Origin of the sequence: Brevundimonas sp. UBA7507 (genome assembly GCF_002478355.1) — a bacterium.
Taxonomy (GTDB): domain Bacteria; phylum Pseudomonadota; class Alphaproteobacteria; order Caulobacterales; family Caulobacteraceae; genus Brevundimonas; species Brevundimonas diminuta_D.
The window spans coordinates 15,528-40,365 of sequence record NZ_DLNP01000016.1; the positions used below are offsets into that span (position 1 = coordinate 15,528).

At 67.7% G+C, this 24,838-nt stretch carries 30 protein-coding genes; 23 read left to right on the forward strand and 7 right to left on the reverse strand.

The features are described 5' to 3' along the window. The 9 genes from B3D50_RS11895 to B3D50_RS11935 form a co-directional block, all read left to right on the forward strand. The coding region (locus B3D50_RS11895; RefSeq protein WP_286951389.1) for a preprotein translocase subunit SecY at window positions 1-786 on the forward strand (786 nt) is incomplete at its 5' end. Window positions 787-812: 26 nt separating this feature from the next. After that, window positions 813-1,376: an adenylate kinase gene (locus B3D50_RS11900; protein WP_003164388.1), complete on the forward strand. Its 564-nt coding sequence runs from the start codon at window positions 813-815 to the stop codon at window positions 1,374-1,376. An 84-nt stretch (window positions 1,377-1,460) separates the two neighbouring features. Next, a complete protein-coding gene (locus tag B3D50_RS11905) occupies window positions 1,461-2,153 on the forward strand; it encodes an energy transducer TonB (protein ID WP_286951392.1) in 693 nt (230 codons plus the stop codon). A gap of 141 nt (window positions 2,154-2,294) precedes the next feature. Beyond that, complete coding sequence (rpsM, locus tag B3D50_RS11910; protein ID WP_003164389.1) at window positions 2,295-2,663, forward strand: 30S ribosomal protein S13; 369 nt, start codon at window positions 2,295-2,297, stop codon at window positions 2,661-2,663. Window positions 2,664-2,679: 16 nt separating this feature from the next. Beyond that, window positions 2,680-3,069, forward strand: coding sequence for a 30S ribosomal protein S11 (gene rpsK / locus B3D50_RS11915; RefSeq protein WP_003164390.1), 390 nt, complete (start codon window positions 2,680-2,682; stop codon window positions 3,067-3,069). Between the two features lie 88 nt (window positions 3,070-3,157). Next, window positions 3,158-4,177: a DNA-directed RNA polymerase subunit alpha gene (locus tag B3D50_RS11920; protein WP_003164391.1), complete on the forward strand. Its 1,020-nt coding sequence runs from the start codon at window positions 3,158-3,160 to the stop codon at window positions 4,175-4,177. Window positions 4,178-4,291: 114 nt separating this feature from the next. Next, window positions 4,292-4,711, forward strand: a complete 420-nt coding sequence (rplQ, locus tag B3D50_RS11925) for a 50S ribosomal protein L17 (protein WP_003164392.1) — start codon at window positions 4,292-4,294, stop codon at window positions 4,709-4,711. A gap of 85 nt (window positions 4,712-4,796) precedes the next feature. Then, on the forward strand, window positions 4,797-5,174 hold the full coding sequence (locus B3D50_RS11930) for a DUF4180 domain-containing protein (protein WP_286951397.1): 378 nt from the start codon (window positions 4,797-4,799) through the stop codon (window positions 5,172-5,174). Next, a complete protein-coding gene (locus B3D50_RS11935) occupies window positions 5,171-5,650 on the forward strand; it encodes a GNAT family N-acetyltransferase (protein ID WP_286951399.1) in 480 nt (159 codons plus the stop codon). Before B3D50_RS11930 ends, B3D50_RS11935 begins: the two co-directional genes overlap by 4 nt. 7 nt (window positions 5,651-5,657) lie before the next feature. Here the strand turns inward: B3D50_RS11935 and B3D50_RS11940 are convergent, their stop codons facing one another. Together B3D50_RS11940 and B3D50_RS11945 are read right to left on the reverse strand one after the other, a co-directional pair. After that, the gene (locus B3D50_RS11940; RefSeq protein ID WP_286951401.1) at window positions 5,658-6,521 is read right to left on the reverse strand and encodes a hypothetical protein; all 864 of its coding nucleotides are present in this window, start codon (window positions 6,519-6,521) and stop codon (window positions 5,658-5,660) included. Beyond that, window positions 6,518-7,417: an ABC transporter ATP-binding protein gene (locus B3D50_RS11945; protein WP_088411402.1), complete on the reverse strand. Its 900-nt coding sequence runs from the start codon at window positions 7,415-7,417 to the stop codon at window positions 6,518-6,520. Before B3D50_RS11945 ends, B3D50_RS11940 begins: the two co-directional genes overlap by 4 nt. 103 nt (window positions 7,418-7,520) lie before the next feature. Here B3D50_RS11945 and B3D50_RS11950 point away from each other — a divergent pair, with 103 nt between their 5' ends. Continuing rightward, a complete protein-coding gene (locus B3D50_RS11950) occupies window positions 7,521-8,756 on the forward strand; it encodes an ectonucleotide pyrophosphatase/phosphodiesterase (RefSeq protein WP_286951404.1) in 1,236 nt (411 codons plus the stop codon). A 66-nt stretch (window positions 8,757-8,822) separates the two neighbouring features. On the opposite strand, the gene B3D50_RS11955 is transcribed toward B3D50_RS11950, so the two are convergent. After that, window positions 8,823-9,149, reverse strand: a complete 327-nt coding sequence (locus tag B3D50_RS11955; protein WP_286951406.1) for a GIY-YIG nuclease family protein — start codon at window positions 9,147-9,149, stop codon at window positions 8,823-8,825. Window positions 9,150-9,248: 99 nt separating this feature from the next. On the opposite strand from B3D50_RS11955, the gene B3D50_RS11960 reads away from it, so the two are divergent. Together B3D50_RS11960 and B3D50_RS11965 are read left to right on the forward strand one after the other, a co-directional pair. Further along, the gene (locus tag B3D50_RS11960) at window positions 9,249-10,553 is read left to right on the forward strand and encodes a TCR/Tet family MFS transporter (RefSeq protein ID WP_286951409.1); all 1,305 of its coding nucleotides are present in this window, start codon (window positions 9,249-9,251) and stop codon (window positions 10,551-10,553) included. A 95-nt stretch (window positions 10,554-10,648) separates the two neighbouring features. Next, entirely contained in the window at window positions 10,649-12,037 is a 1,389-nt protein-coding gene (locus tag B3D50_RS11965; protein ID WP_286951411.1) for a Do family serine endopeptidase, read from the forward strand. A 27-nt stretch (window positions 12,038-12,064) separates the two neighbouring features. On the opposite strand, the gene B3D50_RS11970 is transcribed toward B3D50_RS11965, so the two are convergent. Further along, entirely contained in the window at window positions 12,065-12,484 is a 420-nt protein-coding gene (locus B3D50_RS11970) for a VOC family protein (protein ID WP_003164400.1), read from the reverse strand. A 69-nt stretch (window positions 12,485-12,553) separates the two neighbouring features. Here B3D50_RS11970 and B3D50_RS11975 point away from each other — a divergent pair, with 69 nt between their 5' ends. From B3D50_RS11975 to B3D50_RS11990, 4 genes are all read left to right on the forward strand, one after another. After that, window positions 12,554-13,864: a replication-associated recombination protein A gene (locus tag B3D50_RS11975; RefSeq protein WP_286951414.1), complete on the forward strand. Its 1,311-nt coding sequence runs from the start codon at window positions 12,554-12,556 to the stop codon at window positions 13,862-13,864. A 61-nt stretch (window positions 13,865-13,925) separates the two neighbouring features. After that, complete coding sequence (locus tag B3D50_RS11980) at window positions 13,926-14,366, forward strand: hypothetical protein (protein WP_286951416.1); 441 nt, start codon at window positions 13,926-13,928, stop codon at window positions 14,364-14,366. 57 nt (window positions 14,367-14,423) lie between these two features. Next, complete coding sequence (locus B3D50_RS11985) at window positions 14,424-15,149, forward strand: RluA family pseudouridine synthase (RefSeq protein ID WP_286951418.1); 726 nt, start codon at window positions 14,424-14,426, stop codon at window positions 15,147-15,149. A 78-nt stretch (window positions 15,150-15,227) separates the two neighbouring features. Beyond that, window positions 15,228-15,722 (forward strand): CC0125/CC1285 family lipoprotein, encoded by a 495-nt coding sequence (locus tag B3D50_RS11990; RefSeq protein ID WP_040345024.1) that lies wholly within the window; start codon window positions 15,228-15,230, stop codon window positions 15,720-15,722. Between the two features lie 3 nt (window positions 15,723-15,725). Here the strand turns inward: B3D50_RS11990 and B3D50_RS11995 are convergent, their stop codons facing one another. Next, window positions 15,726-16,163 (reverse strand): DUF2214 family protein, encoded by a 438-nt coding sequence (locus B3D50_RS11995; RefSeq protein WP_286951421.1) that lies wholly within the window; start codon window positions 16,161-16,163, stop codon window positions 15,726-15,728. Between the two features lie 43 nt (window positions 16,164-16,206). Between B3D50_RS11995 and crcB the strand changes: the two genes are divergently transcribed. The 5 genes from crcB to B3D50_RS12020 are packed head-to-tail and all read left to right on the forward strand — an operon-like array spanning window position 16,207 to window position 20,558. Further along, window positions 16,207-16,605: a fluoride efflux transporter CrcB gene (gene crcB / locus B3D50_RS12000; protein WP_269300172.1), complete on the forward strand. Its 399-nt coding sequence runs from the start codon at window positions 16,207-16,209 to the stop codon at window positions 16,603-16,605. Then, window positions 16,602-17,597: an RluA family pseudouridine synthase gene (locus B3D50_RS12005; RefSeq protein ID WP_286951423.1), complete on the forward strand. Its 996-nt coding sequence runs from the start codon at window positions 16,602-16,604 to the stop codon at window positions 17,595-17,597. Before crcB ends, B3D50_RS12005 begins: the two co-directional genes overlap by 4 nt. Then, entirely contained in the window at window positions 17,594-19,099 is a 1,506-nt protein-coding gene (locus tag B3D50_RS12010) for a putative 2OG-Fe(II) oxygenase (RefSeq protein WP_286951425.1), read from the forward strand. The genes B3D50_RS12005 and B3D50_RS12010 overlap by 4 nt, the downstream gene beginning before the upstream one ends. A 1-nt stretch (window position 19,100) precedes the next feature. Next, window positions 19,101-19,787 carry an HAD-IA family hydrolase gene (locus B3D50_RS12015; RefSeq protein WP_286951426.1) on the forward strand — a complete coding sequence of 229 codons (687 nt, stop codon included), beginning with the start codon at window positions 19,101-19,103 and terminating at the stop codon, window positions 19,785-19,787. Between the two features lie 9 nt (window positions 19,788-19,796). Then, on the forward strand, window positions 19,797-20,558 hold the full coding sequence (locus B3D50_RS12020) for an ATP12 family chaperone protein (protein WP_286951428.1): 762 nt from the start codon (window positions 19,797-19,799) through the stop codon (window positions 20,556-20,558). Between the two features lie 6 nt (window positions 20,559-20,564). Here B3D50_RS12020 and B3D50_RS12025 read toward each other — a convergent pair whose 3' ends face one another. Then, complete coding sequence (locus B3D50_RS12025; RefSeq protein WP_286951431.1) at window positions 20,565-21,323, reverse strand: pseudouridine synthase; 759 nt, start codon at window positions 21,321-21,323, stop codon at window positions 20,565-20,567. A gap of 309 nt (window positions 21,324-21,632) precedes the next feature. Between B3D50_RS12025 and B3D50_RS12030 the strand changes: the two genes are divergently transcribed. Beyond that, complete coding sequence (locus B3D50_RS12030; RefSeq protein WP_286951432.1) at window positions 21,633-22,124, forward strand: hypothetical protein; 492 nt, start codon at window positions 21,633-21,635, stop codon at window positions 22,122-22,124. On the opposite strand, the gene B3D50_RS12035 is transcribed toward B3D50_RS12030, so the two are convergent. Continuing rightward, window positions 22,121-22,756 carry a DUF938 domain-containing protein gene (locus B3D50_RS12035; protein WP_286951434.1) on the reverse strand — a complete coding sequence of 212 codons (636 nt, stop codon included), beginning with the start codon at window positions 22,754-22,756 and terminating at the stop codon, window positions 22,121-22,123. The genes B3D50_RS12030 and B3D50_RS12035 overlap by 4 nt on opposite strands. Before the next feature lie 210 nt (window positions 22,757-22,966). Between B3D50_RS12035 and B3D50_RS12040 the strand changes: the two genes are divergently transcribed. Continuing rightward, on the forward strand, window positions 22,967-24,811 hold the full coding sequence (locus B3D50_RS12040) for a phosphoenolpyruvate carboxykinase (GTP) (protein ID WP_286951436.1): 1,845 nt from the start codon (window positions 22,967-22,969) through the stop codon (window positions 24,809-24,811). Window positions 24,812-24,838: the final 27 nt, after the last annotated feature.

The window sequence follows — 24,838 nt, forward strand, 5'->3', positions numbered from 1 at the left end:
GGCATCGTGGCGGTTCTGCCGTCGACGGTGGCGCGGATGCTTGGCCTGGCCCAGCAGGGTCAGATGTCGGCCTTCACCCTGCTGTTCATCGCCATCATGGCGGTGGCGGTCATCGTCTTCATCGTCTTCATGGAACGCGCCCAGCGCCGCCTTCTGATCCAGTATCCGAAGCGCCAGGAAGGCAACCGCATGACCGGCGGCGAGCGCAGCTTCCTGCCGCTGAAGGTCAACACCGCGGGCGTGATCCCGGCCATCTTCGCCTCGTCGCTGCTGATGCTGCCGACGACGGTGGCCCAGTTCACCGCCAATGCGAACCTGCCGGACTGGATGAGCTGGCTGCCCCTGGTGACGGCCCAGCTGACGCACGGCCAGCCGGTGTTCATGATCCTGTACGCCGTCCTGATCGTCTTCTTCTGCTTCTTCTACACCTCGATCACCTTCAACCCCGAGGACACGGCCGAGAACCTGCGCAAGTACGGCGGCTTCCTGCCGGGCATACGTCCGGGCAAGCGCACGGCCGAGTATCTGGACTATGTCCTGACGCGCCTGACGGTGATCGGCGCCGCCTACATCACCGCCGTCTGTCTGCTGCCGGAGTTCCTGGTCAGCAGCCTGGGCAACAGCCTGTACTTTGGCGGAACGTCTATCTTGATCGTGGTCTCGGTGACGATGGACACTGTCGCCCAGATCCAGTCGCACCTGCTGGCGCACCAGTACGAAGGACTGATCAAGAAGGCCAAGTTGCGCGGCCGTGGCCGGGGCGGTTCCGCTCCTGTCCGTCGCTGATCGGGTAGGGGAGCCCGGAATATAAAATGAACCTGATCCTGTTCGGGCCGCCTGCGGCCGGCAAGGGCACCCAGGCCAAGCGGCTGGTCGAAGAGCGGGGCATGGTCCAGCTTTCGACCGGCGACATGCTGCGCGCGGCGATCGCTTCCGGCTCGGAGCTGGGACTGAAGGTCAAGGACGTGCTGGCGCGCGGCGACCTCGTCACCGACGAGATCGTCATCGCCCTGATCGAAGCCCGCCTGCCGGAGGCCGAGGCCGCCGGCGGCGCCATCTTCGACGGCTTCCCCCGCACGGTGGCCCAGGCTGAAGCCCTGGACGCCATGCTGGCCAAGCGCGGCGCCCAGATCGACAGCGTCATCCGCCTGAAGGTGGACGACGCCGCCCTGACCGACCGTATCGGCAAACGTTTCGCCGAGCAGGGCCGGGCGGACGACAACCCCGAGACCTTCAAGGACCGCCTGGCCGTGTACAACCGCCAGACCGCGCCGTTGCTTCCCTATTATACAGACCAGGGCAAGCTGACCGAGGTCGACGGCATGGGCGACATCGCCTCCGTGGCCGCCGCTATCGACGCGGCGCTGGACGCCTGAACGGACACGCGGTCTGATCCCCTCGACTTCTGAAGCGTTAGCGTTCGGAAGCCTGCGCGGGAGAGATGGTTGCGGCCGAAACGAATGAAGCAATGGCGCTGGGGCGCGGCGGGGCTTGTGGCTCTGCTGCACCTCGGCGCCTTTGTGCTTTTGGGCGTAGGGCGGCCCGAGGCGACCTTCGCGCCGCCACAGCCGCTCATCATTGTCGATCTGGTCCGGCCTGAGCCGATCGCACTGCCGCCTCCGCCGCCTCCAGAGCCAGCGGCGTCCCAGGGCGGCGGCGCCCCGGCCGCGCCATCCGTCGTGCGCCCGGCGCGTCCTCGTCCTGAACCGCCCAAGCCGGAAGTCACCCCGCCGCTGCGTCCTGCCCCGGAGCAACCACTGGTGATCGGCGTTGCGCCCGAACCTGGCCCGACGCCTGGTCAGGGGCAGGGCGGGCAGGGGACCGGCAGCGGGGGCGGCAGCGGCTCGGGCGTCGGCCCTGGCGTGGGAGACGGCCCGCCGCGCATCATTCGCGGCCCCACGGTGGGGGAGCTGCGCACGCTGCATCCGCGCGAGGCCTTCCGCCAGCGGCGAGGCGGCCAGGCGACGCTGGCCTGCCGCGTTCGCCTCGACACCACGCTCAGTGACTGCCGCCTGGTCGACGAATCGCCGCCGGGGATGGGATTCGGTCAGGCGGCCCTTGCGGCCTCGCGTTATTTCCGCTTTCGTCCTGCGACGCAGAACGGAGCGCCGATTGATGGTCGAGAGGTCCGGGTGGGGGTCGAATGGCCCTGAGCCAGCCTGCTCACGGCGCTTGCCCGTTGACGCATCGGGAATCCCCTGTATAAGGGCGGCCTTCCGCGAAGGGCGTACACGCTCCTGGTCTGTTGACCGGAGCGGTTTCTGCGTCTGATTAACGCGTACTTGGAGAATTTCGTGGCCCGTATCGCAGGCGTCAACATTCCGACCAACAAGCGCGTTGAAATCGCGCTTCAGTACATCCACGGCATTGGCGCGCACAACGCCAAGGAAATCACGGCCAAGATCGGCATCGAGCCGGCTCGCCGCGTGAACCAGCTGACCGACGCGGAGATCCTGCAGATCCGCGAAACCATCGACCGCGACTACACCGTCGAAGGCGACCTGCGCCGCGAGACGTCGATGAACATCAAGCGTCTGATGGACCTGGCCTGCTATCGCGGCCTGCGTCACCGCAAGGGCCTGCCGGTCCGCGGCCAGCGCACCCACACCAACGCTCGCACCCGCAAGGGTCCGGCCAAGCCGATCGCCGGCAAGAAGAAGTAAGAGAGAGGCCTGACCGATGGCTAAGGAACCGGGTCGCGTTAAGCGCCGCGAACGCAAGAACATCACCTCGGGCGTGGCCCACGTGAACGCTTCGTTCAACAACACCATGGTGACCATCACCGACGCTCAAGGGAACGCGATTTCCTGGTCGTCGGCCGGCCACATGGGCTTCAAGGGCTCGCGCAAGTCGACGCCGTACGCCGCTCAGATGGCTGCGGAAGACGCTGGCAAGAAGGCCGCCGAGCACGGCGTCAAGACGCTGGAAGTGAACGTCTCGGGGCCGGGTTCGGGCCGCGAGTCGGCCCTGCGCGCCCTGCAGGCCGTCGGCATGACGATCACGACCATCCGCGACGTGACGCCGATGCCGCACAACGGCTGCCGTCCGCCGAAGCGCCGTCGCGTCTAAGGTTCACGCCGCCTACCCCTTCTCCCGGCGGCTCCTGTTGTTCTGAACGTGAGAACACGGAGCCGTCGAAACCCGTTCGAGGGACTTTATGATCGAAAGAAACTGGCAAGAGCTGATCCGTCCCGAGAAACCGCAAGTCGAGGGCGGGTCTGACCCGCAGCACAAGGCGCGTCTGATCGCCGAGCCTCTCGAGCGCGGTTTCGGTGTGACGCTCGGCAACGCGCTTCGTCGCGTTCTGCTGTCTTCGCTTCAAGGCGCGGCGGTCACGGCCATTCAGATCGACGGCGTTGTTCACGAGTTCTCGTCGCTGGAAGGCGTTCGCGAGGACGTCGTCGACATCGTTCTGAACATCAAGCAACTGGCCCTGCGCATGCACGCGGAAGGCCCGAAGAGGATGACGCTGCGCGCCACGGGCCCTGGCCCGGTGACCGCGGCTCAGATCGACCTGCCGGCCGACATCGAGGTGCTGAACCCGGATCACGTGATCTGCACCCTGGACGACGGCGCCTCGGTCCGCATGGAACTGACGGTGCAGAACGGCAAGGGCTACGTCGCCGCCGAACTGAACCGCCCGGAAGACGCTCCGATCGGCCTGATCGCCGTCGACGCCCTGTATTCGCCGGTGAAGCGCGTCGCCTATCGCGTCGAGCCGACCCGTCAGGGCCAGTCGCTGGACTACGACAAGCTGATCCTGGAAGTCGAAACCAACGGCGCCGTCTCGCCGGTTGACGCTGTGGCTTACGCCGCGCGCATCCTGCAAGACCAGCTGCAGATCTTCATCACCTTCGATGAGCCGACCAAGGCTGTCGAGCAGTCGGACGGCAAGCCCGAACTGCCCTTCAACCCGTCGCTGCTGAAGAAGGTGGACGAGCTGGAGCTGTCGGTCCGTTCGGCCAACTGCCTGAAGAACGACAACATCGTCTACATCGGCGACCTGATCCAGAAGACCGAGGGCGAAATGCTTCGCACCCCGAACTTCGGCCGCAAGTCGCTGAACGAAATCAAGGAAGTTCTGGCGTCCATGGGCCTGAGCCTCGGCATGGACGTGCCGAACTGGCCGCCGGAAAACATCGAAGATCTGGCCAAGAAGTTCGACGACCAGATCTGATCATCAACCCTCCGCCCAGGTCCGTTGGATCGGTTGGGGCGGTTAGAATGAGAGGCCCCAGGTCTCGTCCGGCAAGTAGGGACGGGAAACCAGGGTTGAGTAGGAGAGACCCCGATGCGCCACGGCGCCGCCTATCGTAAGCTCGGCCGCACGGTCAGCCACCGCCAGGCCATGTTCGCCAACATGGCCGCTTCGCTGATCAAGCACGAGCAGATCACGACCACCCTGCCGAAGGCGAAGGAACTGCGTCCCTTCGTCGAGAAGCTGGTCACCCTCGCCAAGAAGGGCGACCTGCACGCTCGTCGTCAGGCCATCAGCGCCGTTCGCGACGTGCCGCAAGTCGGCAAGCTGTTCGACACGCTGGCTCCGCGTTACGCCGAGCGTAACGGCGGCTACATCCGCATCATGAAGGCTGGCTTCCGTCACGGCGACAACGCCGCGATGGCCGTCATCGAGTTCGTCGATCGCGACGTGGCCGCCAAGGGCCAGGACTCCGGGCCGGTCTTCGCCATCGAGGGCGACGACGAAGCCTGATTTCGGCTTCATGGACTGTATTGAGAGGGCGGCTGGAGCAATCCTGCCGCCCTTTTTCTTTGCAAACCGCTGAAGGGAGGGCTCGATGACCCGCGTGGAGACCTGGAACGGGCTCGTCGTGGCCGTGTGCGAGCCGGACGGCGCCCTGCTGGCGTGCGTGGCCGACATCAATGACTTCCTGTCGCTGGCTTTCGAAGCGAATGCCGATTGGCTGGCCATGCCGGTAACGCGCCTGGGCGAGGACTTTCTGCGTCTTCGCAGCCGGTTGGCGGGCGAGACCACGCAGAAGTTCGTCAACTACCGGGTCGGCCTAGCGATTATCGGCGATATCAGCGCCGAGGCGGCCGAATCCGAGGCGCTGACGGACTATGTGAGGGAGTGCAATCGGGGCCGATCCGTATGGTTTCTGCCCGATCTGACAGCCCTGAAGTTGAAGCTCGAAACGGGACGGAACGAGGCATGACGACGACTCACGGGATACGGGCTTTCGATCCGTCTTCGGCGTCGGACAGCGTAGCCTGGCGCACCCTAAACGAGGCCTGGCTGGCCGAGGGCGGCTTCGCCATCGAGGCCAAGGACCGCAAGGTGCTGGACGATCCGCAGGGTCAAATCCTGGCGTTGGGGGGGCGCATCTTCTTCATCGAGCGGGCGGGCGAGGCTGTGGGCTGCTGCGCCCTGATGGCGATGGAAGACGGCGGGTTCGAGGTCGCCAAGATGACGATTGCGCCTGTCGCGCGCGGGCAGGGCCTGTCACGGCGCCTGCTGGAAGCGTGCGAGTCGGCGGCGCGCGAGACGAACTCGCCGCGACTCTATCTGGAGACCAGCTCCACGCTGGGCCCGGCGCTGGCCCTCTATGACAGCTTCGGCTTCGTGCGCTTGCCGCCGCGCGAGACGCCCTATGTCCGCGCCGATGTCTTCATGGAGAAGACGCTGGGCTGATCTGACCCTATTCCTTCGACAGATCCTGCCGCTGGAACCACCATAGGGCCAGGAAGAAGGGCGTGAAGCTCCACAGCGCCAGTCCTGTGAGGGCGCGCCAGGCGGCGCCTGCCGGGATCAGCGCAGCCTCCATCCCGCCCTGGACCAGAACCTTCAGCAGCTCATAGCCCTCGCCGGGAAACAGCAGCATGGTCGCCCAGTCGCCCATCTGCCAGCCGAACAGAGGGCTCATCTTGGCCAGGAAGAACTGACCGACGCCGATGACCAGGGGCACGAACAGCGCCGCCAGCAGGGAGCGCGTCACCGTGGCCGCCAGCAGGCTGAGCAGCAAGAACTGCACCGCCCGCACATAGGACAGCAGGGCCAGCAGGCCGAAGCTCCGCGCCTCGTCTCCGCCGAAACCGAAGGCGAAGCTGCGCCCGAAGATCAGCCCCTTGGCGACATCGGCGCCCATGCTGGCGACCAGCAGGAGCGCCAGCCCGGCGAGGGTCAGCAGTTTGACGGCGCCCGCCTTGCCCATGATCAGGTTGGGGCGGCTGTTGCGCGCCGTGATCAGGCGCCAGGTCTCCCAGCGATAGTCGCCGGCGAAAACGGTGGCGGCGCCGATCAGCAGGAAGGCCAGCACGGCTGGATGGGCCAAGGCGCCGGCCGCATCGATCAGCGACTGACCCAGGTCGACGGCGCGGGCGTTCAGCTTCAGCTCGGGCGGCAGGGTTTGCATCGCTCCGTCCATCTTGGACTGGAGGAACAGAAAGCCCCCGATCGCCAGCACGAGCGAGATCACGGGCACGAAGACGATGCTCCAGAACATGGCCGTGCGGTTCTGCAACAGGCGCCAGGTTTCGGAACGGATGGCGTCGGCCAGCATCATGCGCGGCCTCCTGCAGGCGAAGAGGTTTCGGTCATGAAGACGCTTTCCAGATCGGCGCCGACCCAGCGGGCCTCGTCGATGTCGACGCCCTGTTCGATCAGGGCGCGCAGCAGGGCAGGGGCCTCGGCGCGCGGCACGGCGGCCATGACGGCGTCGTCCTGAACGCTGCCGCGCTCGCCCAGCACGGCCATGACCTTGGCCAGGGGCGTGGCCGACAGGCGCAGGCGCTCGCCTGAGGCGGTCAGGTCGCTGACCTTGCCCTCGGCCGCCAGCTTGCCTCGATTGAGGATGGCGACGCGGTCGCAGACGCGCTGGACCTCAAGCAACTGGTGGCTGGCCAGGATGATGGTCACGCCGTCGTCGTCGGCCAGGCTGCGGATCAGGGCGCGCATCTCCTGGATGCCGGGCGGGTCCATGCCGCTGGTCGGTTCATCCAGGATGACCAGATCGGGCCGGGTCATCAGGGCGGCGGCGACGCCCAGCCTTTGCATCATGCCGACCGAGAAGCCGCGCACCTTGCGGTCCGCCGCCTCGGTCAGGCCGACGCGCGCCAGCCATCGGTCGGTCTCGGCCTCGGCGCCCATCCCATGCGCCAGCGCCAGCCAGCGCAACGCCTGTCGCGCGGTCAGATAGGGCGGATAGCGCGGCGTTTCGATCATCGAGCCCATGCGTCGGGTCACGGCCGGGTCGCCGGTGTGCTGGCCCATCACCCGCACTTCGCCCGCCGTGGGCCGGATCAGGCCCAGCAGGATGCGGAACAGGGTCGACTTGCCCGCGCCGTTCGGCCCCAGCACGCCATAGACCCCGCCGCGCGGTATGCTGAGACTGAGGCCGTCCAGGGCGCGCACCGCGCCATAGGTCTTGGTCAGGCCGTTCGTTTCGATAACGCTGGTCATGAATCACAGCGTGGCCTGACAGTGGAAAACCGGCAAGCCGTCTTCTGTCTGTCGCGGATTAAGCTTAGGCAACATTCCCGAAAGTCGATTTCGGGAGCCTCTCATGTTTGATCGTCTGTTCGGGCTGGCGCGCGTCGCCGTCCTGACGCTGGTCGTCGCCGCCTGCGCCGCCACGCCGCCCGCGCCGCCGGTCGAGACGGTTCAGGCGCCGAACGTCATCCTGATCTCCATTGACGGTTTCCGCGCCGACTATCTGGAGCGCGGGGCGACGCCGGTGCTGGCGCAACTGGCGGCCGAGGGCGCGTCGGGGCCGATGAAGCCGTCCTTCCCCAGCGTGACCTTCCCCAACCACTACACCCTGGTTACGGGCCTGCACCCCGATCATCACGGCATCGTCGGCAACAACATGGTCGACGCCGAACTGGGGCGCTTCTCGCTTGGCAACAAGCAGGCCGTCACCGATCGTCGCTGGTGGGATCAGGGTGAGCCGATCTGGGTCTCGGCCGAGCGGCAAGGCGTGAAGACCGCCACCATGTTCTGGCCGGGGTCGGAGGCCGACATCCGCGGCGTGCGGCCCAGCTACTGGACGCCCTTCGACCAGTCGATGCCCGGCGACGCGCGCGTGGATCAGGTGCTGACGTGGCTGGACCTGCCCGCCGCCCAGCGCCCGGCGTTGACCACCCTCTATTTCGACATTGTGGACACTATGGGCCACCACCACGGCCCGGACGGCGCCGAGACGCTGGAGGCCATGGCTTCCGTCGACGCCTCCATCGGCCGCCTGGTCGATGGGCTGAAGGCGCGGGGCCTGTATGAGAACACCGTGCTGGTCGTGGTGTCGGATCACGGCATGGCGGCGACCTCGCCCGACCGCGTGACGGTGCTGGACGACATCGTCGATCCGGAGGCGGTGCAGATCATCTATTCGGGCGCCGTCACCTTCCTGAACCCTGTCGCTGGCCGCGAGGCTGAGGTGGAGCAGGCCTTGCTGGGCTCGCGCCCGCACCTGGACTGCTGGCGCAAGAGCGAGATCCCGGCGCGCCTTGTCCTGGGCTCCAACCCGCGCGTCTCGGCCATCGTCTGCGCCTCCGAGCCGGGCTGGCTGCTGGCGACGCGCGACCGTATGCCGAACAAGCCGGGCGGGGCGCATGGCTATGACAACGCCGCGCCTGAAATGCAGGCCATCTTCATCGCCCACGGTCCCGGCGTCATCACCGGACGGCGGCTGGAGAAGCTGGACAGCGTCGACGTCCAGCCTTTCCTGGCCCGCCTTCTGGGCGTTTCCGCCCCGCACGGCGACGGTGACCCGAGCGACACCCTGCCAGTGACGCAGCGCTGAGCTAGCTAGTAAACTCGTCACCCTCGGGCTTGTCCCGAGGGCCCATGCGGGCGGCGTGCGCGCGGATTAAGGATCGTGCCTCCACACGGGCGGCGCGAACCACGATTCAGCCAGGTCTTCCCAGTGCGGGTTCTCTCGCTCAATAAGATTGATCTTCCAGTCGCGCAGGTAACGTTTCAGCGCCTTTTCCCGGTGGATTGCATCTGTGATCGCCTCAAAAGGCTCGTACCAGACTAGCCGCTTCAGCCCGTGCTCTCTGGTGAAGCCGGGAAATGTCCCGTCCCTGTGCTGCTGAACGCGCTGAACGAGATTGCTGGTCAAGCCGACATACAGTGTCCCTTGAGGCCGGTTGGCCATCATGTAGGCGGCGATGAAAGGGCGTTCGTTCGACATTGAGGTCGAGCTTGCTGCGGCATGGGCCCTCGGGACAAGCCCGAGGGTGACGAATAGTAGGCCGCCCTCTAAAACGACGTTCCACCTCCGCGAGCCTTCATGTCCCTGCATCAGCCCAAGGTCCGCCGCGCGGCGATCGCCTTCATCCTCGTGACCGCGGTGCTGGACATCGTGGCCATGGGGATTGTCATTCCGGTCCTGCCGCATCTGATCGAGGAGTTCGTCGGGTCGAACGCGCGCGCCGGCCTGCTGAACGGGGTGTTCGTGGCCCTGTGGGCGGGGATGCAGTTCCTGGCCTCGCCGGTGATCGGTTCGCTGTCGGATCAATATGGGCGCCGCCCGGTCATCCTGCTGAGCTGCGCCGGGCTGGCGGCGGACTATGTGCTGATGGCGCTGGCGCCGAACCTGTGGTGGCTGGCGGTCGGGCGGTTGGTGGCGGGCGTCACCTCGTCCAGCTTCACCACCATCTACGCCTATATGGCCGACATCACCGAGCCTGAGAAACGCGCTCGCGCCTATGGCCTAATCGGCGCGGCCTTCTCGGGTGGATTCGTGCTGGGGCCGGTTCTGGGCGGTTTCCTGGGCGAGTTCGGGCCGCGCGTGCCCTTCTGGGTGGCGGGCGCCCTGTCGGGCGTGGCCTTCCTGTACGGCCTGTTCATCCTGCCGGAGAGCCTGCCGCTGGAGAAGCGGATGCCCTTCAGCTGGCGCCGCGCCAACCCGGTCGGGGCCATGATCCTGCTGAAGCGCCACGCCGAGCTGGCGGGCCTCGCGGTTGTGAACTTCCTGCTCTACTTCGCCCACCACGTCTTTTCGGCGGTCTTCGTCCTTTACGCCGGGCTTCGCTACGGCTGGGGGCCGTGGCAGGTCGGGGCCTTGCTGGCCATGGTCGGGGTGCTGGACATGATTGTTCAGGGCGTGCTGGTCGGACCGGCGTCCAAGCGGTTCGGCGACCGGGCGACCATGATCTTCGGCCTGTGCGGCGGGGCGGTCGGCATCGCCCTGATGGGCTGGGCGCCGACGGGCGTCGCCTTCATCGTCGCCATGTTCCCCAATGCCCTGTGGGGCCTGGCCATGCCGACGCTTCAGTCCCTGATGACCCGCCGCGTCGGCGAGAGCGAGCAGGGCCAGTTGCAGGGCGCGAACATGAGCGTCGCCTCCATCGCCGGCGTGGCCTCGCCCCTGTTCTTCGGCTGGATCTATTCGGTTTCGGTGGGCGAGGGCGGGGCTCAGGCCGCCGCCTGGCTGTCCGAGCGGGGGCTGCCCGCAGTGTCCGCTGCAGCGGACGCCTTGCTGTCCGAGTCGGGGCTGGCGTTCTACCTGGCCTCCGCCGTGCTGGCGCTGGGCGCCCTGATCGGCTTTCGGACCGCGCGTCGGGCGGAACGGGACGAGGTCACGTCCGTTTGATCGCCGCCGCGCCCCGGACTGAAAGACGGCCTTGATCCTGTCGAAAAGCCGAGGCGGAATGGGTGCAACGCCCAAGCTTGTAGAACCGGGACGAGATGAAGACTTCCAGACTGGCCATCGCCGCCGCCCTGATCCTGTCCGCCTGCGGCCAGCCGCAGCCCTCCAAGGCGCAGGAAGGCGTCTTCGCCGAACAGCCCCGCGTCGCCCCGCGCGACGCCGGCTCGCTGAAGACCAGCTTCGCCCCCGTGGTGCGCGAGGCCGCGCCCGCCGTGGTGAATATTTCGGCGCGGGGCGTCCAGCGCGTGCGCGATCCCTTCTTCGAACTGTTCGGCGGGGGGCCGCAGTCGCGCGTGACCGGCTCCATCGGTTCGGGCGTCATCGTGCGCCCGGATGGGATCGTCGTGACCAACAACCACGTCATCCAGAACATGCAGGAAATCCGCGTCACCCTGAACGACCGACGCGAGTATCCGGCCAAGGTGTTGCTGGCCGACGAACGGTCCGACATCGCCGTGCTGCAACTGGAGAACCTGGACGGCGACCTGCCGGTCCTGCGCATCGATGATCAGGAGCAGCAACAGGTCGGCGACCTGGTCCTGGCCATCGGCAACCCGTTCGGCGTCGGCCAGACCGTGACCAACGGCATCATTTCGGCGCTGAACCGGACCGAGACGGGCATCAGCGATTCCGGCTCCTTCATCCAGACCGACGCGCCGATCAATCCCGGCAACTCGGGCGGCGCCCTGGTCGACATGGACGGCGACCTGATCGGCATCAACACGGCCATCTTCTCGCGCACAGGATCCTCGACGGGCGTGGGCTTCGCCGTGCCGGCCACCATGGTCAAGCGGGTAGTGGATTCCGCCATCGGCGGCGCCAAGTCGGTCGAGCGCGCCTGGCTGGGCGTCAAGGGCGATACGGTCAGCTCCGACATGGCCCGCAGCCTGGGGCTGGATCGGCCGCAGGGCCTGATGGTCACAGACGTCTACGCCGGAGGCCCCGGCGCTCGCGCGGGCATCGAACAGGGCGACGTCATCACCGCCATCGACGGCGCCGAGGTCAACGACCAGGGCGGCCTGAACTTCCGCGTCGGCACGCGCTCGCCGAACGACACCGTGGCCGTGACCGTCCTGCGCGACGGACAGACGCGGACGCTGAACGCGCGCGTCTCGACCCTGCCGGGCGACGCCGATCCGGGGCAGGGCTCGGTCGTGGGGCAGGGCGCTCTGGCTGGGCTTCAGGGCGTGGCGCTGAATCCGGCGCTGGCCGACCGACTGGGCGGGGATCCCTTCACCAGCGGCGTGGTGGTCACGGGCCTGCAGCGCAACAGCATCCCGGCCCGCATCGGTCTGCGTCCCAACGATCTGGTGGTGCAGATCGACGGCCGCGCCGTCACCACGGTCGCCGCCCTGGGGCGGGCGCAACGCGGCTCGGAACTGACCATCGTCCGCAACGGCCGCCGCTTGACGGGGCGCCTGCCCTGAGGCGCGGCGCCCGCCGCAGAGGGGCGGTTAGCCCTTCTGCGGTCCGCCGATGCTCCACAGGTGGCCGAACGGGTCGCGGAGCTGGCCGTAGCGGTCGCCCCAGAACTGGTTCTCCAGCGGCATGACCGGAATGGCGCCGTTGACCAGGGCGCGGCCCCACCATTCATCGGCGTCGTCGACCTGAAGATGCAGGCTGACGCCCACCGGCTTGATATCGGCCTCGCCGGTCCATTCGGGGAATTCGTCGGCCAGCATGACGCTGCCGCCGTTGATGCGCAGATGGGCGTGCAACAGGCGCTCGCCGTCCTCGGCCGGCATCCGCATGACTTCCTCGGCCCCGAAGGCGCGGGCGTAGAATTCGATCGCTGCGGCGGCCCCGCGCGAGGGAATGGTCAAGTGGGGCGTCACCCCGCCGCGCGGTCCCTGGTCAGGCTTGGCTTCAGTCATGCGATTCCTCCTCAGCGAGGCGTTGTAGCGGGTGCAGTCGCCCGAACGAACGCCTATCTAGAGCGTTCCATGACTGATTTGTTCGAAGCCTCCGGCATCCATCCCCCCGACGCCCCTCTGGCCGACCGTCTGCGCCCGCAGGCGCTGGACCAGGTGGTGGGCCAGGACCATCTGCTGGGCGAGGGCGGGCCGATCCGCCGCATGATCGAGGCCGGGCGCCTGGGCTCCATGATCCTGTGGGGGCCGCCGGGCACGGGCAAGACGACGATCGCCCGCCTGCTGGCCAAAGCGGCGGGCTATGAATACCAGTCGATCAGCGCCGTCTTTTCGGGCGTCGCAGACCTGAAGAAGGCGTTCGAGGCCGCGCGGATGCGCCGGGCGGCGGGCCAGCAGACCCTGCTGTTCGTCGACGAGATTCACCGCTTCAACCGCGCCCAGCAGGACGGCTTCCTGCCCTTCGTGGAGGAGGGGATCGTCACCCTGGTCGGCGCCACGACCGAAAACCCCAGCTTCGAGCTGAACGGCGCCCTGCTGTCGCGTAGCCAGGTCTATGTGCTGAAACGGCTGGACGACGCCTCGCTGGACTTGTTGCTGGATCGGGCCGAGGCGCTGATGGGCAAGCCCCTGCCGCTGACGCCCGAGGCGCGGCAGGCCATGCTGGCGCTGGCGGATGGCGACGGCCGCTATCTGCTGACCATGTCCGAGGTGCTGTTCGATTTGACGGATGTCGCGCCGCTGGACGTGCAGGCGCTGGCGGGCGTGCTTCAGAAGCGCGCCCCCGCCTACGACAAGTCGCGCGAGGAGCACTACAACCTCATCTCGGCCCTGCATAAGTCGGTGCGCGGATCGGACCCGGACGCGGCGCTCTACTGGCTGGCGCGAATGCTGAACGGGGGCGAAGACCCCCTCTATCTGGCGCGCCGCATCGTGCGCATGGCGGTCGAGGACATCGGCCAGGCCGATCCTCTGTCCATTCTGGTCGCCAATGCGGCCAAAGACACCTACGACTTCCTCGGCTCGCCGGAGGGAGAGCTGGCGCTAGCCCAGGCCGTGGTCCATCTGGCCACCGCGCCCAAGTCGGTCGGCGTCTATGAAGCCTTCAAGGCGGCCAAGCGCGCGGCGCATGAGACCGGCTCCCTGATGCCGCCCGCCCATATCCGCAACGCCCCGACCAAGCTGATGAAGCAACTCGGCTACGGCAAGGGCTATCAATACGACCCCGACACGCCCGAGGGCTTCTCCGGCGCGAACTTCTTTCCCGACGAGATGGAGCGCCGCACCTTCTACAAGCCCAAGGGCGAGGGGCATGAGGAGAAGGTCAAGGCGCGCCTGGAGCGCTGGGCGGCGATGCGGGCGCGTGCTCAGATCAAGGACGGCTGACGCTCTCATTGGCAAGCGCGGCTGTTCTGGCTACCCTCGCGAAAAGGTAGAGGAGCGAGCCATGGTCGATATTTCGAAGCGTCCAGCGGCACCGTGGCATCTGTGGGCCATCGCCGCAGTCTCGGTGGTCTGGAACGGCGTCGGCGTCTGGCAGTGGTATCAGAAGGTGACGGGAGCCGCCGCCTATTGGAGCGCGCTGACGATGGAGCAGGTGGCCTATCTGCGCGGCGCGCCGATGTGGACCGATGTGGCCTTTGGCGTGGCGGTGTGGTGCGGCCTGCTGGGGGCGCTGATGCTGCTGCTTCGGCGCAAGTTGGCGTTCAACGCCTTCGTCGCGGGTCTGATCGCCATGCTGGCGCACGCCGTCTATGTGCTGGCGCTCAGCAACGGGCGTGAAGTCATCGGCGCGGGCGGCGTGGCTTTCACCCTGGTCGTCACCCTGATCTTCGTCATCCAGATCGCCTATGCCCACTGGGCGCGCCGCAAGGGCCTGATCCGCTGATCGCCAAGGCCTGATGGGCATGGCGAAGCGGGGCGCGCTCGGCTAAAGGCTCGGCGGGTGAAAACCCGCCAGCCCGTATCCCTGACCGAAGATGAAATTGCCGCCGTCCGTTCTTGGGTGGTGCATGAAGACGCGCACCTGATCGCCTTCAACAAGCCGTCGGGCCTGTCCAGCCAGGGCGGCCGCATCCAGGCGAACACTCTGGACGATCTGCTGTGGGCCTTCGCTCGATCGAACGGCAAGCGCCCGGAACTGGTGCATCGGCTGGACCGCGACACCTCGGGCGTCATCCTGGCCGCCAAGACCAAGCCCGCCGCCGGTTTCTTCGGCAAGGCGATGCAGATGCGCAAGTTCCAGAAGACCTATCTGGCGCTGGTCGCGGCCGCGCCGGAGCCCAAGGCCGGCCGGATCACCTCGGCCCTGCGTCGCGAAGAGATCGGTCGTGAAAGTTATATGCGCGTCGTGGATTTCGATGCGCCGGGCGCGCAAGGCGCCGCCAGCGGCTATCGCACCCTGGCTTCTAGTGAAGACGGGGCGGTGGTTGATCTGTCGCCTGAGACGGGGCGGATGCATCAGCTTCGAGTCCACATGGCCTCCATCGGTCGTCCTCTGGTCGGCGATGTCCGTTATGGCGGCGCCCTGACCTTCGCCGGGCGCGCCGCGCCGCGCCTGATGCTGCACGCGGCGAAGCTGAGCTTTCCTCATCCCGACGGCGGCCGTGTGACGGTCGAGGCGCCGGAACCGGAGGATTTCGCGGTCCTGCGCGCGGCGGCGGGGCTGTAGAAGCTTCATCCCCTGTTCAGCTTCACCGCGGAACAATCCGGCTCGCCCGTGCGCTGTTCGGGCGTGGGAGATACGCGCATGAAACGCCTCGCCATCGTCACGATCGCCGCCTCGGCCCTGGCGCTTACGGCCTGCGCCAGCCTGGCGCCCTACGGCCGTCAGATGGGCCCGAACGGACAGGGCTATTCCGAACAGCAGATCGAGCGCGACCGTTTCCGTGTCAGCTACAACGGCGTCGGCGCCCCTGGTCCGGTGGCGGACATGGCTCTGTTCCGTGCGGCTCAACTGACGACCGAGCAGGGCTATGACTGGTTCGAGGTGACGCAGCGTTGGATCGACGGCCGCCCCGACAGCGCGGGCGGGGTGCGGCCCAGCGTCTCCATCGGCGCGGGCACGGGCCGCTACGGCGGCTGGTCGACGTCGGGCGTCGGCGTCGGGCTGGGATTCGACCTCAGCGGGCCGCAGCCGACCTCGACCACGCTGGAGATCGTCATGGGGCGCGGCCAGCGCCCGGATCGCCCTGGGGCCTATGACGCGCGCGGGGTTCAGGACGCCATCCGCCCGCGCCTGTAGGGCCTAGAACGGCCAACGCGCCATTGCCGCCGCGAAGGCCAGCAGCGGAACCAGCAGCAGAAGCTCCAGCCCGACCGCGCGTCGCGCCGCAGTCAGCTCGGCCTGGGGCGGGACATAGCCGGGCGCGGCCCCCTCCGCCTTGCGCCACTTCAGGATCGCCAGCGTCGGCCGGATCGAGATCAGGCCGATCAGGGCGAAGGTCGCGATCTTGGCCCAGAAGAAGGGGTTGGCCTCATAAAAGGCCCAGCCCTTGCCGCCCATCACCCGTCCGACACCGACCAGAAGGATCAGCAGGGCCGTGACGCCATAACCCGCGTCCAGTCCGGCCAGTCGCTTCACCGACGGTTCCGCCGTGCGCAGCAGCGCCAGCTCCGACGCCAGCATGACGATCAGGCCCAGGAACAGCAGGTGATGCAGGATGGCGAGGACAAGGTCGTGCATGGCGGCCTTCGCAAATGAGGTCGGAACAGTATATGCCGCCAGCATGACACGTTTCTTGCTGGTTGCGATCGGCGGCGGCCTGGGGGCGATGGCGCGCTATGGGCTGGGGCTGGCCGTGGGCCGTCTGGCGCCGGGCGCGGCCTGGCCGTGGGCGACCCTGACCGCCAATGTCGCGGGCGGCCTTCTGATGGGGCTGCTGGTCGGCTGGCTGGCGTTGAGGGCGGGCGCGGGACAGGAGAATATCCGCCTGTTCGCCGCCGTCGGCGTCCTGGGCGGCTTCACGACCTTTTCGGCCTTTTCACTGGAAGCGGCCCTGATGATCGAACGCCGTGAAATCGTCTCGGCTTTCGTCTATGCGGCGGGTTCGGTGGTTCTCGCCATCGCCGCTCTGTTCGTCGGCCTGATGATCGCGCGCAAACTGTTTACCGGAGTGGGCGCATGAGCCGCGAAGTCCAGACCCTCTATGTCGCCGAGGATGAAGACGACATCCGCCTGGATCGCTGGTTCAAGCGCCGCTGGCCGCACCTGACCCACATCCAGGTCGAGAAGATGGCTCGCAGCGGCCAGATCCGCGTCGACGGCTCGCGGGTCAAGCCGCAGGACCGCCTGACCGCGGGCGCCGCCGTGCGCGTGCCGCCCCTGCCGGACGCCAATCCGCGCAAGCCCGGCGACCTGCATGAACTGACCGAGCGCGACGTGGCCTACGCCAAGTCGCTGGTGCTTTATGAAGATCACATGGTCATCGCCCTGAACAAGCCGCACGGCCTGGCCGTGCAGGGCGGCACCAAGACGACCAAGCACGTCGACCGCCTGCTGTCGGCCTGGGGTGAGGGGATGGACCGGCCGCGTCTGGTCCACCGTCTGGACCGCGACACCTCGGGCGTGCTGCTGCTGGGCAAGGGGCCGGAGGCGGCCAAGCGTCTGGCCGGGGCCTTCGCCCGCCGTCAGGCCAAGAAGACCTATTGGGCCATTGTCATCGGCAACCCCAAGCCTTCGGCCGGTCAGATCGACATGGCGCTGAAGAAGACCGGCATCAACGATTTCGAGATGATGCGCCCGGCCGAGCCTAAGGATCCCAAGGGCGAACCGGCCGAGACCGCCTTCGCCACCATCAGCCGCGCCGCCCACCGCGCGGCGTGGATGGCGCTGCGCCCCTTCACGGGTCGGACGCACCAGCTGCGCGCCCACATGGCCGCCATCGGCCACCCCATCCTGGGCGATCCCAAATACGGCGACGACAAATCGCGCGAACTGTCCGGCCCGCTGAAGCTGCAGCTTCACGCCCGCCGCATCGAACTGGATCACCCCGGCGGCGGCAAGCTGATCGTCGAGGCCCCGCTCAGCCCCGAGATGAAGGCCGGTTTCAACCATTTCGGCTTCTCTGAGGACGAGGCCGACGAAGATCCCTTCGAGGGCGTGCGGCGGATGCGATGAACACAGGCGCGGCGGTCCAGATGCGGCTTCAGCGCGCCCAGGCGCTGGCCCAGCAGGGCGACCTGCCGGGCGCCCTGGCCGTGCTGGAGCAGGCGACGCCGGGCGAACGGGCCGGGGTTCAGTCGTTTCAGGTCGATCTGCTGAAGGCGCTGGATCGCAAGGAGGAGGCCCTGGTCATCCGCCGCGCCCAGGCGGCCGCCATGCCCGGCAGCGTCGTCGCACAGCATAATCTGGCCAGTTCTCTAGGCGACACTGGCCGCAACGTCGAGGCCGTCGAGGCGGCGCGGCGGGCTTTCGCCAATGGCGGCGATGCGCCTGAGACCTGGTTGGTTCTGGCCCGCGCCCTGTCTGCTTGCGCGCGTCATGATGAGGCGGAGGACGCCTATCGCCAGGCTTTGAAGCGTCGGCCCGTCTATGGCGACGCCGTGCGGGAGTTGGCGCAACTGATCTGGATGCGCGGCGGAGGTCGTGAGGCGGCGACGACGCCGGTGCTGGATGCGCTGAAGGCCGCGCCTGGCGACGCCGAACTGCTGACCTGTCTGGCGGTGGTCCTGATGTATGGCGGCGCCGATCCGCGCGAGGCCTGGGGCGAGTTGACCCGTCGGGTGCGCGAGGGCGGCGTACGGGCCGCCACGGTCGAGATGGCGGCGGGCCAACTGGCGTTGAAGTTCGATCCGGCGCTGGCTGTGGATCATGCGCGCGCGGCGACGCAGGCGGCGCCGAACACGCTCGAGCCCTGGACCAGTCTGGCCGAGGCCATGATCGCCTCTGGCGACCCCGATGGGGCTATGGAGATCCTGCGCCAATTATTGGCCGCACCCATCCCGGATCAGAAGGTTCTGGCCCTGCACGCCACGGCCAGCCGCCTGAAGGGGCAGACGGACGCCCTGGGGCTGGATGACTTGGAGGGGCTGGTCGGCGCCCTGACCATCGATACGCCGCCCGGCTGGAGCGACCTCTCCGCCTATCTTGCCGACCTCAAGGCGGCGCTGCTGGCGCAACACGCCTATCAGAACCACCCGCTGGGCCAGAGCCTGCGGCACGGGACGCAGACGCCGGTGGACCTGACGCTGGTCGACGATCCGGCCATTCGCGCCTTCTTCACCGCCATCGACGGGCCGATCCGTCGGCATCTGGCGCGGCTGGGGCAGGGCGAGGATCCTGTTCGCGCCCGAAACTCTGGAAACTATCGACTGAAGGGCTGCTGGTCGGTGCGGCTGGCGCCGGGCGGTTTCCACGAGCACCATATTCACCCAAAGGGCTGGTATTCCTCGGCCTGCTACATTGACGTGCCGCCGGTGGTCGAGGCGGGCGGGCGCGAAGGCTGGCTGGCCCTGGCCCAGCCGCCGTTCCCGACCTCGCCGTCGCTGGAGCCGCTGCGGTACGAGAAACCGGAGCCGGGCAAGCTGGTGCTGTTCCCGTCCTGCCTGTGGCACGGCACCGTGCCCTTCAGCGGCGACCAGCCGCGTCTGTCCGTCGCCTTTGACATCGCGCCAGCCTGACATGACCGCTTCCGACGCTCCGCTCGCCGTCTTCGACATCGACGGCACCCTGGTCGACAGCCGGGCCTCCATCCATCGCGCGGCCTGCGAGGCGGCGCAGGCTCTGGGCCTGCCCGAGCCGGAATATGATCGGGTGCGTCAGATCGTGGGCCTCAGCCTGCATCACGCCCTGCACGTGCTGGAGCCGTCGCTGACCGACGCCGAACTGGCCGACTTCGTCGCCGCGTTTCAGGCCAGCTTCCGCGCCATGTATGAGGCGGGCCATGAGGAGCCGCTCTATCCCGGCGTGATGCAGACCCTGAGGCGGCTGAAGCGCGACGGCTGGCGGCTGTCGTTGGCGACCGGCCAGAACCGGCGCGGCGTGGCCCGCAATCTGGCGCGACCCAAATGGAGCGATCTGTTCCTTTCCAGCCACTGCGCCGAGGACGGGCCGGGCAAGCCGGACCCGGCCATGCTGCGCGCCGCCATGGCCGCCTGCGGGGCCGAGATCGCCTCGACCGTCATGATCGGCGACACCAGCCACGACATCGCCATGGCCGTGGCGGCGGGCGTGCATCCGCTGGGCGTCGGCTGGGGCTTCCATACGGTGGAGGAACAGGCGGCCGCAGGCGCGCTGCACATCGCCGACGATTTTCCTGACCTTGAGGCGGCGCTCGATCGTTTCGCCTCGACCAAGCTTTTCGCCTAGAAGTTCAGCATGTCCCATATTCCTTCGCTTGATCCCAATGTCGCCGCCCAGAAGGGCTTTCGCGAGTCCGAGGAGCGCATCAAACGCTTCTGGAAGGCCGCCGGGGTCGAGGCGCGCGATGGCGGCTGGATCATCCTGCTGGACGGCCGCGCGCCGAAGACGCCCGCCGGAAACGCCATCGTCCTGCCGACCGAGGCGGCGGCTCGCCTCGTGGCCGACGAGTGGAACGCCCAGGGCGAGCATCTGACGCCCGCGACCATGCCCGCCACCCGTCTAGCCTCGACCGCCGTCGACCGGGTCAGCCAGACGCGTGGCCCGGTGGCCGAAGAGATCGCCCGCTACGCCGGCTCGGACGTGCTCTGCTACCTGGCCGAGACGCCGTCGGGCCTGATCGAACGCCAGCAGGCGGAATGGGGGCCGTGGCGCGACTGGGCGGCGCGCGAACTGGGCGTCGAACTGCACACGGTCGAGGGGATCATCCATCGGCCGCAGGCGCCGGAAGCTCTGGCGCGGGTCGAGGCGCTGGCGCTGGAGATGGACGACTTCGCCCTGACCGGGCTGGCGACGGCGGTTCCGCTGTTCGGCTCGGCGGTGCTGGGGCTGGCGGTGCAGCGCGGAGCGCTGGCGGGCGAGGCGGCGTTGGACCTGTCGCGTTTGGACGAAGCCTTCACCGAAGAGCGGTGGGGCGTGGACGAGGAGGCGGCTGTCCGCACGGCCGCCCACCGCGCTGAAGCGTTCCTGCTGCAACGGTGGTTTGAGGCGTTGCGCTGAGGCGGCTCAGCCCTTGATCAGCGCCGCGCGCTCGTCCGCCGTCAGCATCCGCCAACGGCCTTCCGGCAGGTCGCCCAGCTTCACCGGGCCGATACGGACGCGATAGAGGTCGACGACCTCCAGTCCGACCAGTTCGCACATGCGGCGAATCTGGCGGTTGCGGCCTTCGCGCAGGATGAAACGCAGGCGCTGCGGCTCCATCTGGGTGACGCGGGCGGGCTTCAACTGGCGCCCGTCCAGCTCCAGGCCGTGGCGCAGTTTGGTCAGCTTGGCTTCCGTCACGGCGCCGGCGACGCGGACTAGATATTCCTTGTCCAGATCGGACTGTGGGCCGATCACCGCCTTGGCCACCACGCCGTCCGACGACAGCATCAGCAGACCGCGCGAATCCTCGTCCAGCCGCCCGACGGGGGGCAGGGAGGCGTCGCGGGCGGGGGTCTCGCCCTCGCCGATCCTGTTGGCCGTGGTCAGCAGGCGCACGGCGGGAATCTTGCCCGGCTCGGGCTGGCCCGAGACATAGCCGACCGGCTTGTGCAGCAGGATGGCGACGCCCGCCGCCAGGGCGGCCTCGCCCGTGTCGTTCAGGGTCAGGGTCTGGCCCGGCTCGATCTTGCGGCCCGCGTCGCGCACAACCTCGCCGTCGATGCTGACCAGCCCCTCGGCGATCAGGCCCTCGGCCTCGCGGCGCGAGCAGACGCCGCTCTGGCCCAGCCACTTGTTGATGCGGACGGGCTCTGGGCCGTCATAGGTGCGGGTGAAGGCCATGGCCTGACTTGAGATCTCCAGCGGTGCGACCGGCTGTGTAGGGCCCGCTCGCGCATGGAGGCAAGGGCGCCGCTGCGGCTGGGCGGTCCAGGTGTTCTTGGGTCCGGTTGAGTTCACTTTTGCGTCGTCAAGTTGACCTTGAGCATCATAAGCCTATATCAGCAGTCACCCTGATGTTTTTGCCGCATTCGCTTCCGATTGATTCGGATTGCGACGTTTGCCGTGTTTGATCCGGTTGCGGCGTACAGGGCGGGATGGTTTCTTGTAATCGTCCACGAATATTGATCGATAACCTTCGAAGGAGACGTTTTGTACGCTCAACGCAAGACCACGGCCGCCCCTCGTTCCCGCCAATACGGCAATCGCCCCGCGCCCGTCCGCCTGCGCTTCGGCCTGATCATGCGCAAGGGCATGGATTTCGGCGAACTGGGCGACATGGAGACCGCCCTGCGCTTTGAGGGCGTGTCGCTGGCCCCAATCTCGACGGGCGAGGGCAGCCTGATGTCCGGCGGGCTGACAGTTCTGGCCACGGCGACGGCCGACGACATCAGCGGCGGCCGTGTTCAGGGCGTGGTGGTTCCGGGCGGCATGGCGGATGAAGCCGGTCTGGCTCAGGTCAAGGCGCTGGTGAACCTGGCCATGGCGCAGGGCCTGCCGGTTCTGGCCTTCGCTGACGGCGTGGCTGTGGCGGCTGAAATCTTTGGCCAACCGGCCGATGCGCCGGGCGCGGCCTTCCGCGACGGCAAGGTGGCCTTGCTGAACGACCGCGCCGAACTGACGGCTGTGGTCGCCGCCATCTAAACCCGGCGGAAGATCAGGCTCAGGTTGTTGGCGGGCATGGCCCGTCGCAGCGTCAGGGCCAGGCCATGCGACCGGGCGAGTGTTTCGACCTCGCCCCGGTCGCGCAGGCCCCATGCGGGATCGCGCGCCTTCAGGCTGTCCTCGAAGGCGGCGTTGGACGGGGCCAGCGGAACCTCGGCCTCGCGATAGGGGCCGTAGAGATACAGCAGACCGCCGGGGCGCGTCAGCGACCGATCCGCCAGCCGCATCAGGCCTTCGGCCGCCGACCACGGGCTGATGTGGATCATATTGATGCAGACGACGGCGTCCAACGGCGCGCTCGGCCAGGTGGCGTCATCCAGCATGTCGACCGCCTGGGCGGGGCGCAGGTTCGCCGCGCCCGCCTTCATTCGCCAAGCCTCGATGCTGGCCCGCGCCTCCGCGCTGGGATCGCTGGGCGTCCAGTCCAGGCCGGGCAGGGCGGTGGCGAAGAGGGCGGCGTGCTGGCCCGATCCGGCGGCGATCTCAAGCACCCGGCCCTGAGCGGGCAGATGAGCGCGCAGCACCTCCAGTATGGCCGCGCTGTTGCGCTCGGCCGCAGGCGAGATCAGGGCGCTCGGGAAGCCGTCCGGCGGCGACTTTACAGAATCCATCGTCTTCACGCCGAAGGAGATAGCCCTTGAGACGCGCTCTGACGATTTAAATGTGCGTGTGAGTGATCCGACCCGGATAACGGGGGAATGAAACGTGCAGCGGTTGACCTCACGTCCTTCGGGGTTCATTGGCCCCCGTTACACAGCGTGATCAGCTTATTGCGTGACGGCGACGACAGATCGCTGCGCGCAGCTTCAGGAGAGCAAGACGTGACGCAATCGATTCCCGGTCTCCATCCGGCGCCCACCGAACACAAGGGCCTCGTCGCCTGGGTGGAGCAGATCGCCGCCCTGACCAAGCCTGACCGTGTTCACTGGTGCGACGGCTCGGCCGCCGAGAAGTCCGCAATTGTCGCCGATCTGATCGGCAAGGGCACGCTGAAGGAGCTGGATCAGACCAAGCGCCCCGGCTGCTACTACGCCGCCTCGGACCCCAAGGACGTGGCCCGCGTCGAAAGCCGCACCTTCATCTGCTCGCAGGACGAGGCCGACGCCGGTCCGACCAACAACTGGTCTGATCCGGTTGAAATGCGCGCCCGTCTGGACGGCCTGTTCGACGGCTGCATGAAGGGCCGGACGATGTACGTCGTTCCGTTCTGCATGGGCCCGCTGGGCTCCAAGATCTCCGCCCTGGGCGTCGAGATCACCGACAGCGGCTATGTCGCCGTGTCGATGGGCGTCATGACCCGCATGGGCAAGGGCGCGCTGGACATGCTGGGCGCCGACGGCGTCTTCGTCCCCGCCGTTCACACCCTGGGCGCGCCCCTGGCCGAAGGTCAGGCCGACGTGGCCTGGCCCTGCAACGACGACAAGTGGATCGTCCACTTCCCCGAGACGCGCGAAATCTGGTCCTACGGCTCGGGCTACGGCGGCAACGCCCTGCTGGGCAAGAAGTGCTACGCCCTGCGCATCGCCTCGATCATGGCCCGCGACGAGGGGTGGCTGGCCGAGCACATGCTGATCCTCAAGTTGACCAACCCCGAAGGCGTGTCGAAATACGTGGCGGCCGCCTTCCCGAGCGCCTGCGGCAAGACCAACCTGGCCATGCTGCAACCGGCGCTGGACGGCTGGAAGGCCGAGACGGTCGGCGACGACATCGCCTGGATGCGCTTCGGCGACGACGGCCGTCTGTATGCCGTGAACCCGGAAGCGGGCTTCTTCGGCGTGGCGCCGGGCACCAGCCGCAACACCAACAAGAACGCGCTCGAGACCCTGACGCGCGACACCATCTTCACCAACGTGGCCCTGACCGCTGACGGCGACGTCTGGTGGGAAGGCCTGTCGAAGGAAGCGCCGGAAGGCCTGACCAACTGGAAGGGCCAGCCGCACGATCCGGCCTCGGGCGAGCCTGCCGCACACCCGAACTCGCGCTTCGCCGTCTGGGCCGGTCAGTGCCCGTCCATCGCGCCGGAGTGGGAAGACCCCGCAGGCGTGCCGATTGACGCCATCCTGTTCGGCGGCCGCCGCGCCTCGGCCGTGCCTCTGGTGACGGAAGCTTTCGACTGGGAGCACGGCGTCTTCATGGGCTCGACCGTGGCCTCGGAAGGCACCGCCGCAGCCGAGAACAAGGTGGGCGAACTGCGCCGCGACCCCTTCGCCATGCTGCCCTTCTGCGGCTACAACATGGGCGACTATTTCGGCCACTGGCTGAAGATGGGCGAGAAGTCGGACGCGTCGAAGCTGCCGCGCCTGTTCTTCGTCAACTGGTTCCGCAAGAACGAGGACGGCCAGTTCGTCTGGCCGGGATTCGGCGACAACGCCCGCGTGCTAAAGTGGATCGTCGAGCGTCTGGAAGGCCAGGCCGAAGCCGTGGACACCCCGGTCGGCCGCGTGCCGTCCAAGTCTGCGCTGGACCTGTCGGGCCTGACGCTGACCGACGCCGACCTGCAGATCCTGCTGGACGTCGACGCCGACGTCTGGACCGAGGAAGCCGCCCTGATCCCCGCCTTCTACGAGAAGTTCGGCGATCGTCTGCCCAAGGCCCTGTGGGGCCAGCACGCCGCCCTGACCAAGCGTCTGGAAGAGGCGCGCGCGGCCAAGCTGGCGGCTGAATAAAAGACCGTCCTCAACGGTTGAAATCGG

Excerpts from the sequence above, each read along its gene's own strand:
- B3D50_RS11935 (WP_286951399.1), top strand. The coding sequence starts at position 5,171 with ATGACGACGACTCACGGGATACGGGCTTTCGATCCGTCTTCGGCGTCG.
- B3D50_RS11975 (WP_286951414.1), top strand. The coding sequence starts at position 12,554 with ATGACTGATTTGTTCGAAGCCTCCGGCATCCATCCCCCCGACGCCCCT.
- B3D50_RS11970 (WP_003164400.1), bottom strand. The coding sequence starts at position 12,484 with ATGACTGAAGCCAAGCCTGACCAGGGACCGCGCGGCGGGGTGACGCCC.
- B3D50_RS11950 (WP_286951404.1), top strand. The coding sequence starts at position 7,521 with ATGTTTGATCGTCTGTTCGGGCTGGCGCGCGTCGCCGTCCTGACGCTG.
- B3D50_RS12025 (WP_286951431.1), bottom strand. The coding sequence starts at position 21,323 with ATGGCCTTCACCCGCACCTATGACGGCCCAGAGCCCGTCCGCATCAAC.
- rplQ (WP_003164392.1), top strand. The coding sequence starts at position 4,292 with ATGCGCCACGGCGCCGCCTATCGTAAGCTCGGCCGCACGGTCAGCCAC.
- B3D50_RS12010 (WP_286951425.1), top strand. The coding sequence starts at position 17,594 with ATGAACACAGGCGCGGCGGTCCAGATGCGGCTTCAGCGCGCCCAGGCG.
- B3D50_RS12020 (WP_286951428.1), top strand. The coding sequence starts at position 19,797 with ATGTCCCATATTCCTTCGCTTGATCCCAATGTCGCCGCCCAGAAGGGC.
- B3D50_RS11920 (WP_003164391.1), top strand. The coding sequence starts at position 3,158 with ATGATCGAAAGAAACTGGCAAGAGCTGATCCGTCCCGAGAAACCGCAA.
- B3D50_RS11995 (WP_286951421.1), bottom strand. The coding sequence starts at position 16,163 with ATGCACGACCTTGTCCTCGCCATCCTGCATCACCTGCTGTTCCTGGGC.
- B3D50_RS11990 (WP_040345024.1), top strand. The coding sequence starts at position 15,228 with ATGAAACGCCTCGCCATCGTCACGATCGCCGCCTCGGCCCTGGCGCTT.
- B3D50_RS12015 (WP_286951426.1), top strand. The coding sequence starts at position 19,101 with ATGACCGCTTCCGACGCTCCGCTCGCCGTCTTCGACATCGACGGCACC.
- B3D50_RS11945 (WP_088411402.1), bottom strand. The coding sequence starts at position 7,417 with ATGACCAGCGTTATCGAAACGAACGGCCTGACCAAGACCTATGGCGCG.
- crcB (WP_269300172.1), top strand. The coding sequence starts at position 16,207 with ATGACACGTTTCTTGCTGGTTGCGATCGGCGGCGGCCTGGGGGCGATG.
- B3D50_RS11980 (WP_286951416.1), top strand. The coding sequence starts at position 13,926 with ATGGTCGATATTTCGAAGCGTCCAGCGGCACCGTGGCATCTGTGGGCC.
- B3D50_RS11960 (WP_286951409.1), top strand. The coding sequence starts at position 9,249 with ATGTCCCTGCATCAGCCCAAGGTCCGCCGCGCGGCGATCGCCTTCATC.
- B3D50_RS11905 (WP_286951392.1), top strand. The coding sequence starts at position 1,461 with ATGAAGCAATGGCGCTGGGGCGCGGCGGGGCTTGTGGCTCTGCTGCAC.
- rpsK (WP_003164390.1), top strand. The coding sequence starts at position 2,680 with ATGGCTAAGGAACCGGGTCGCGTTAAGCGCCGCGAACGCAAGAACATC.
- B3D50_RS11900 (WP_003164388.1), top strand. The coding sequence starts at position 813 with ATGAACCTGATCCTGTTCGGGCCGCCTGCGGCCGGCAAGGGCACCCAG.
- B3D50_RS11965 (WP_286951411.1), top strand. The coding sequence starts at position 10,649 with ATGAAGACTTCCAGACTGGCCATCGCCGCCGCCCTGATCCTGTCCGCC.
- B3D50_RS12005 (WP_286951423.1), top strand. The coding sequence starts at position 16,602 with ATGAGCCGCGAAGTCCAGACCCTCTATGTCGCCGAGGATGAAGACGAC.
- B3D50_RS11940 (WP_286951401.1), bottom strand. The coding sequence starts at position 6,521 with ATGATGCTGGCCGACGCCATCCGTTCCGAAACCTGGCGCCTGTTGCAG.
- B3D50_RS11930 (WP_286951397.1), top strand. The coding sequence starts at position 4,797 with ATGACCCGCGTGGAGACCTGGAACGGGCTCGTCGTGGCCGTGTGCGAG.
- B3D50_RS11955 (WP_286951406.1), bottom strand. The coding sequence starts at position 9,149 with ATGTCGAACGAACGCCCTTTCATCGCCGCCTACATGATGGCCAACCGG.
- B3D50_RS12035 (WP_286951434.1), bottom strand. The coding sequence starts at position 22,756 with ATGGATTCTGTAAAGTCGCCGCCGGACGGCTTCCCGAGCGCCCTGATC.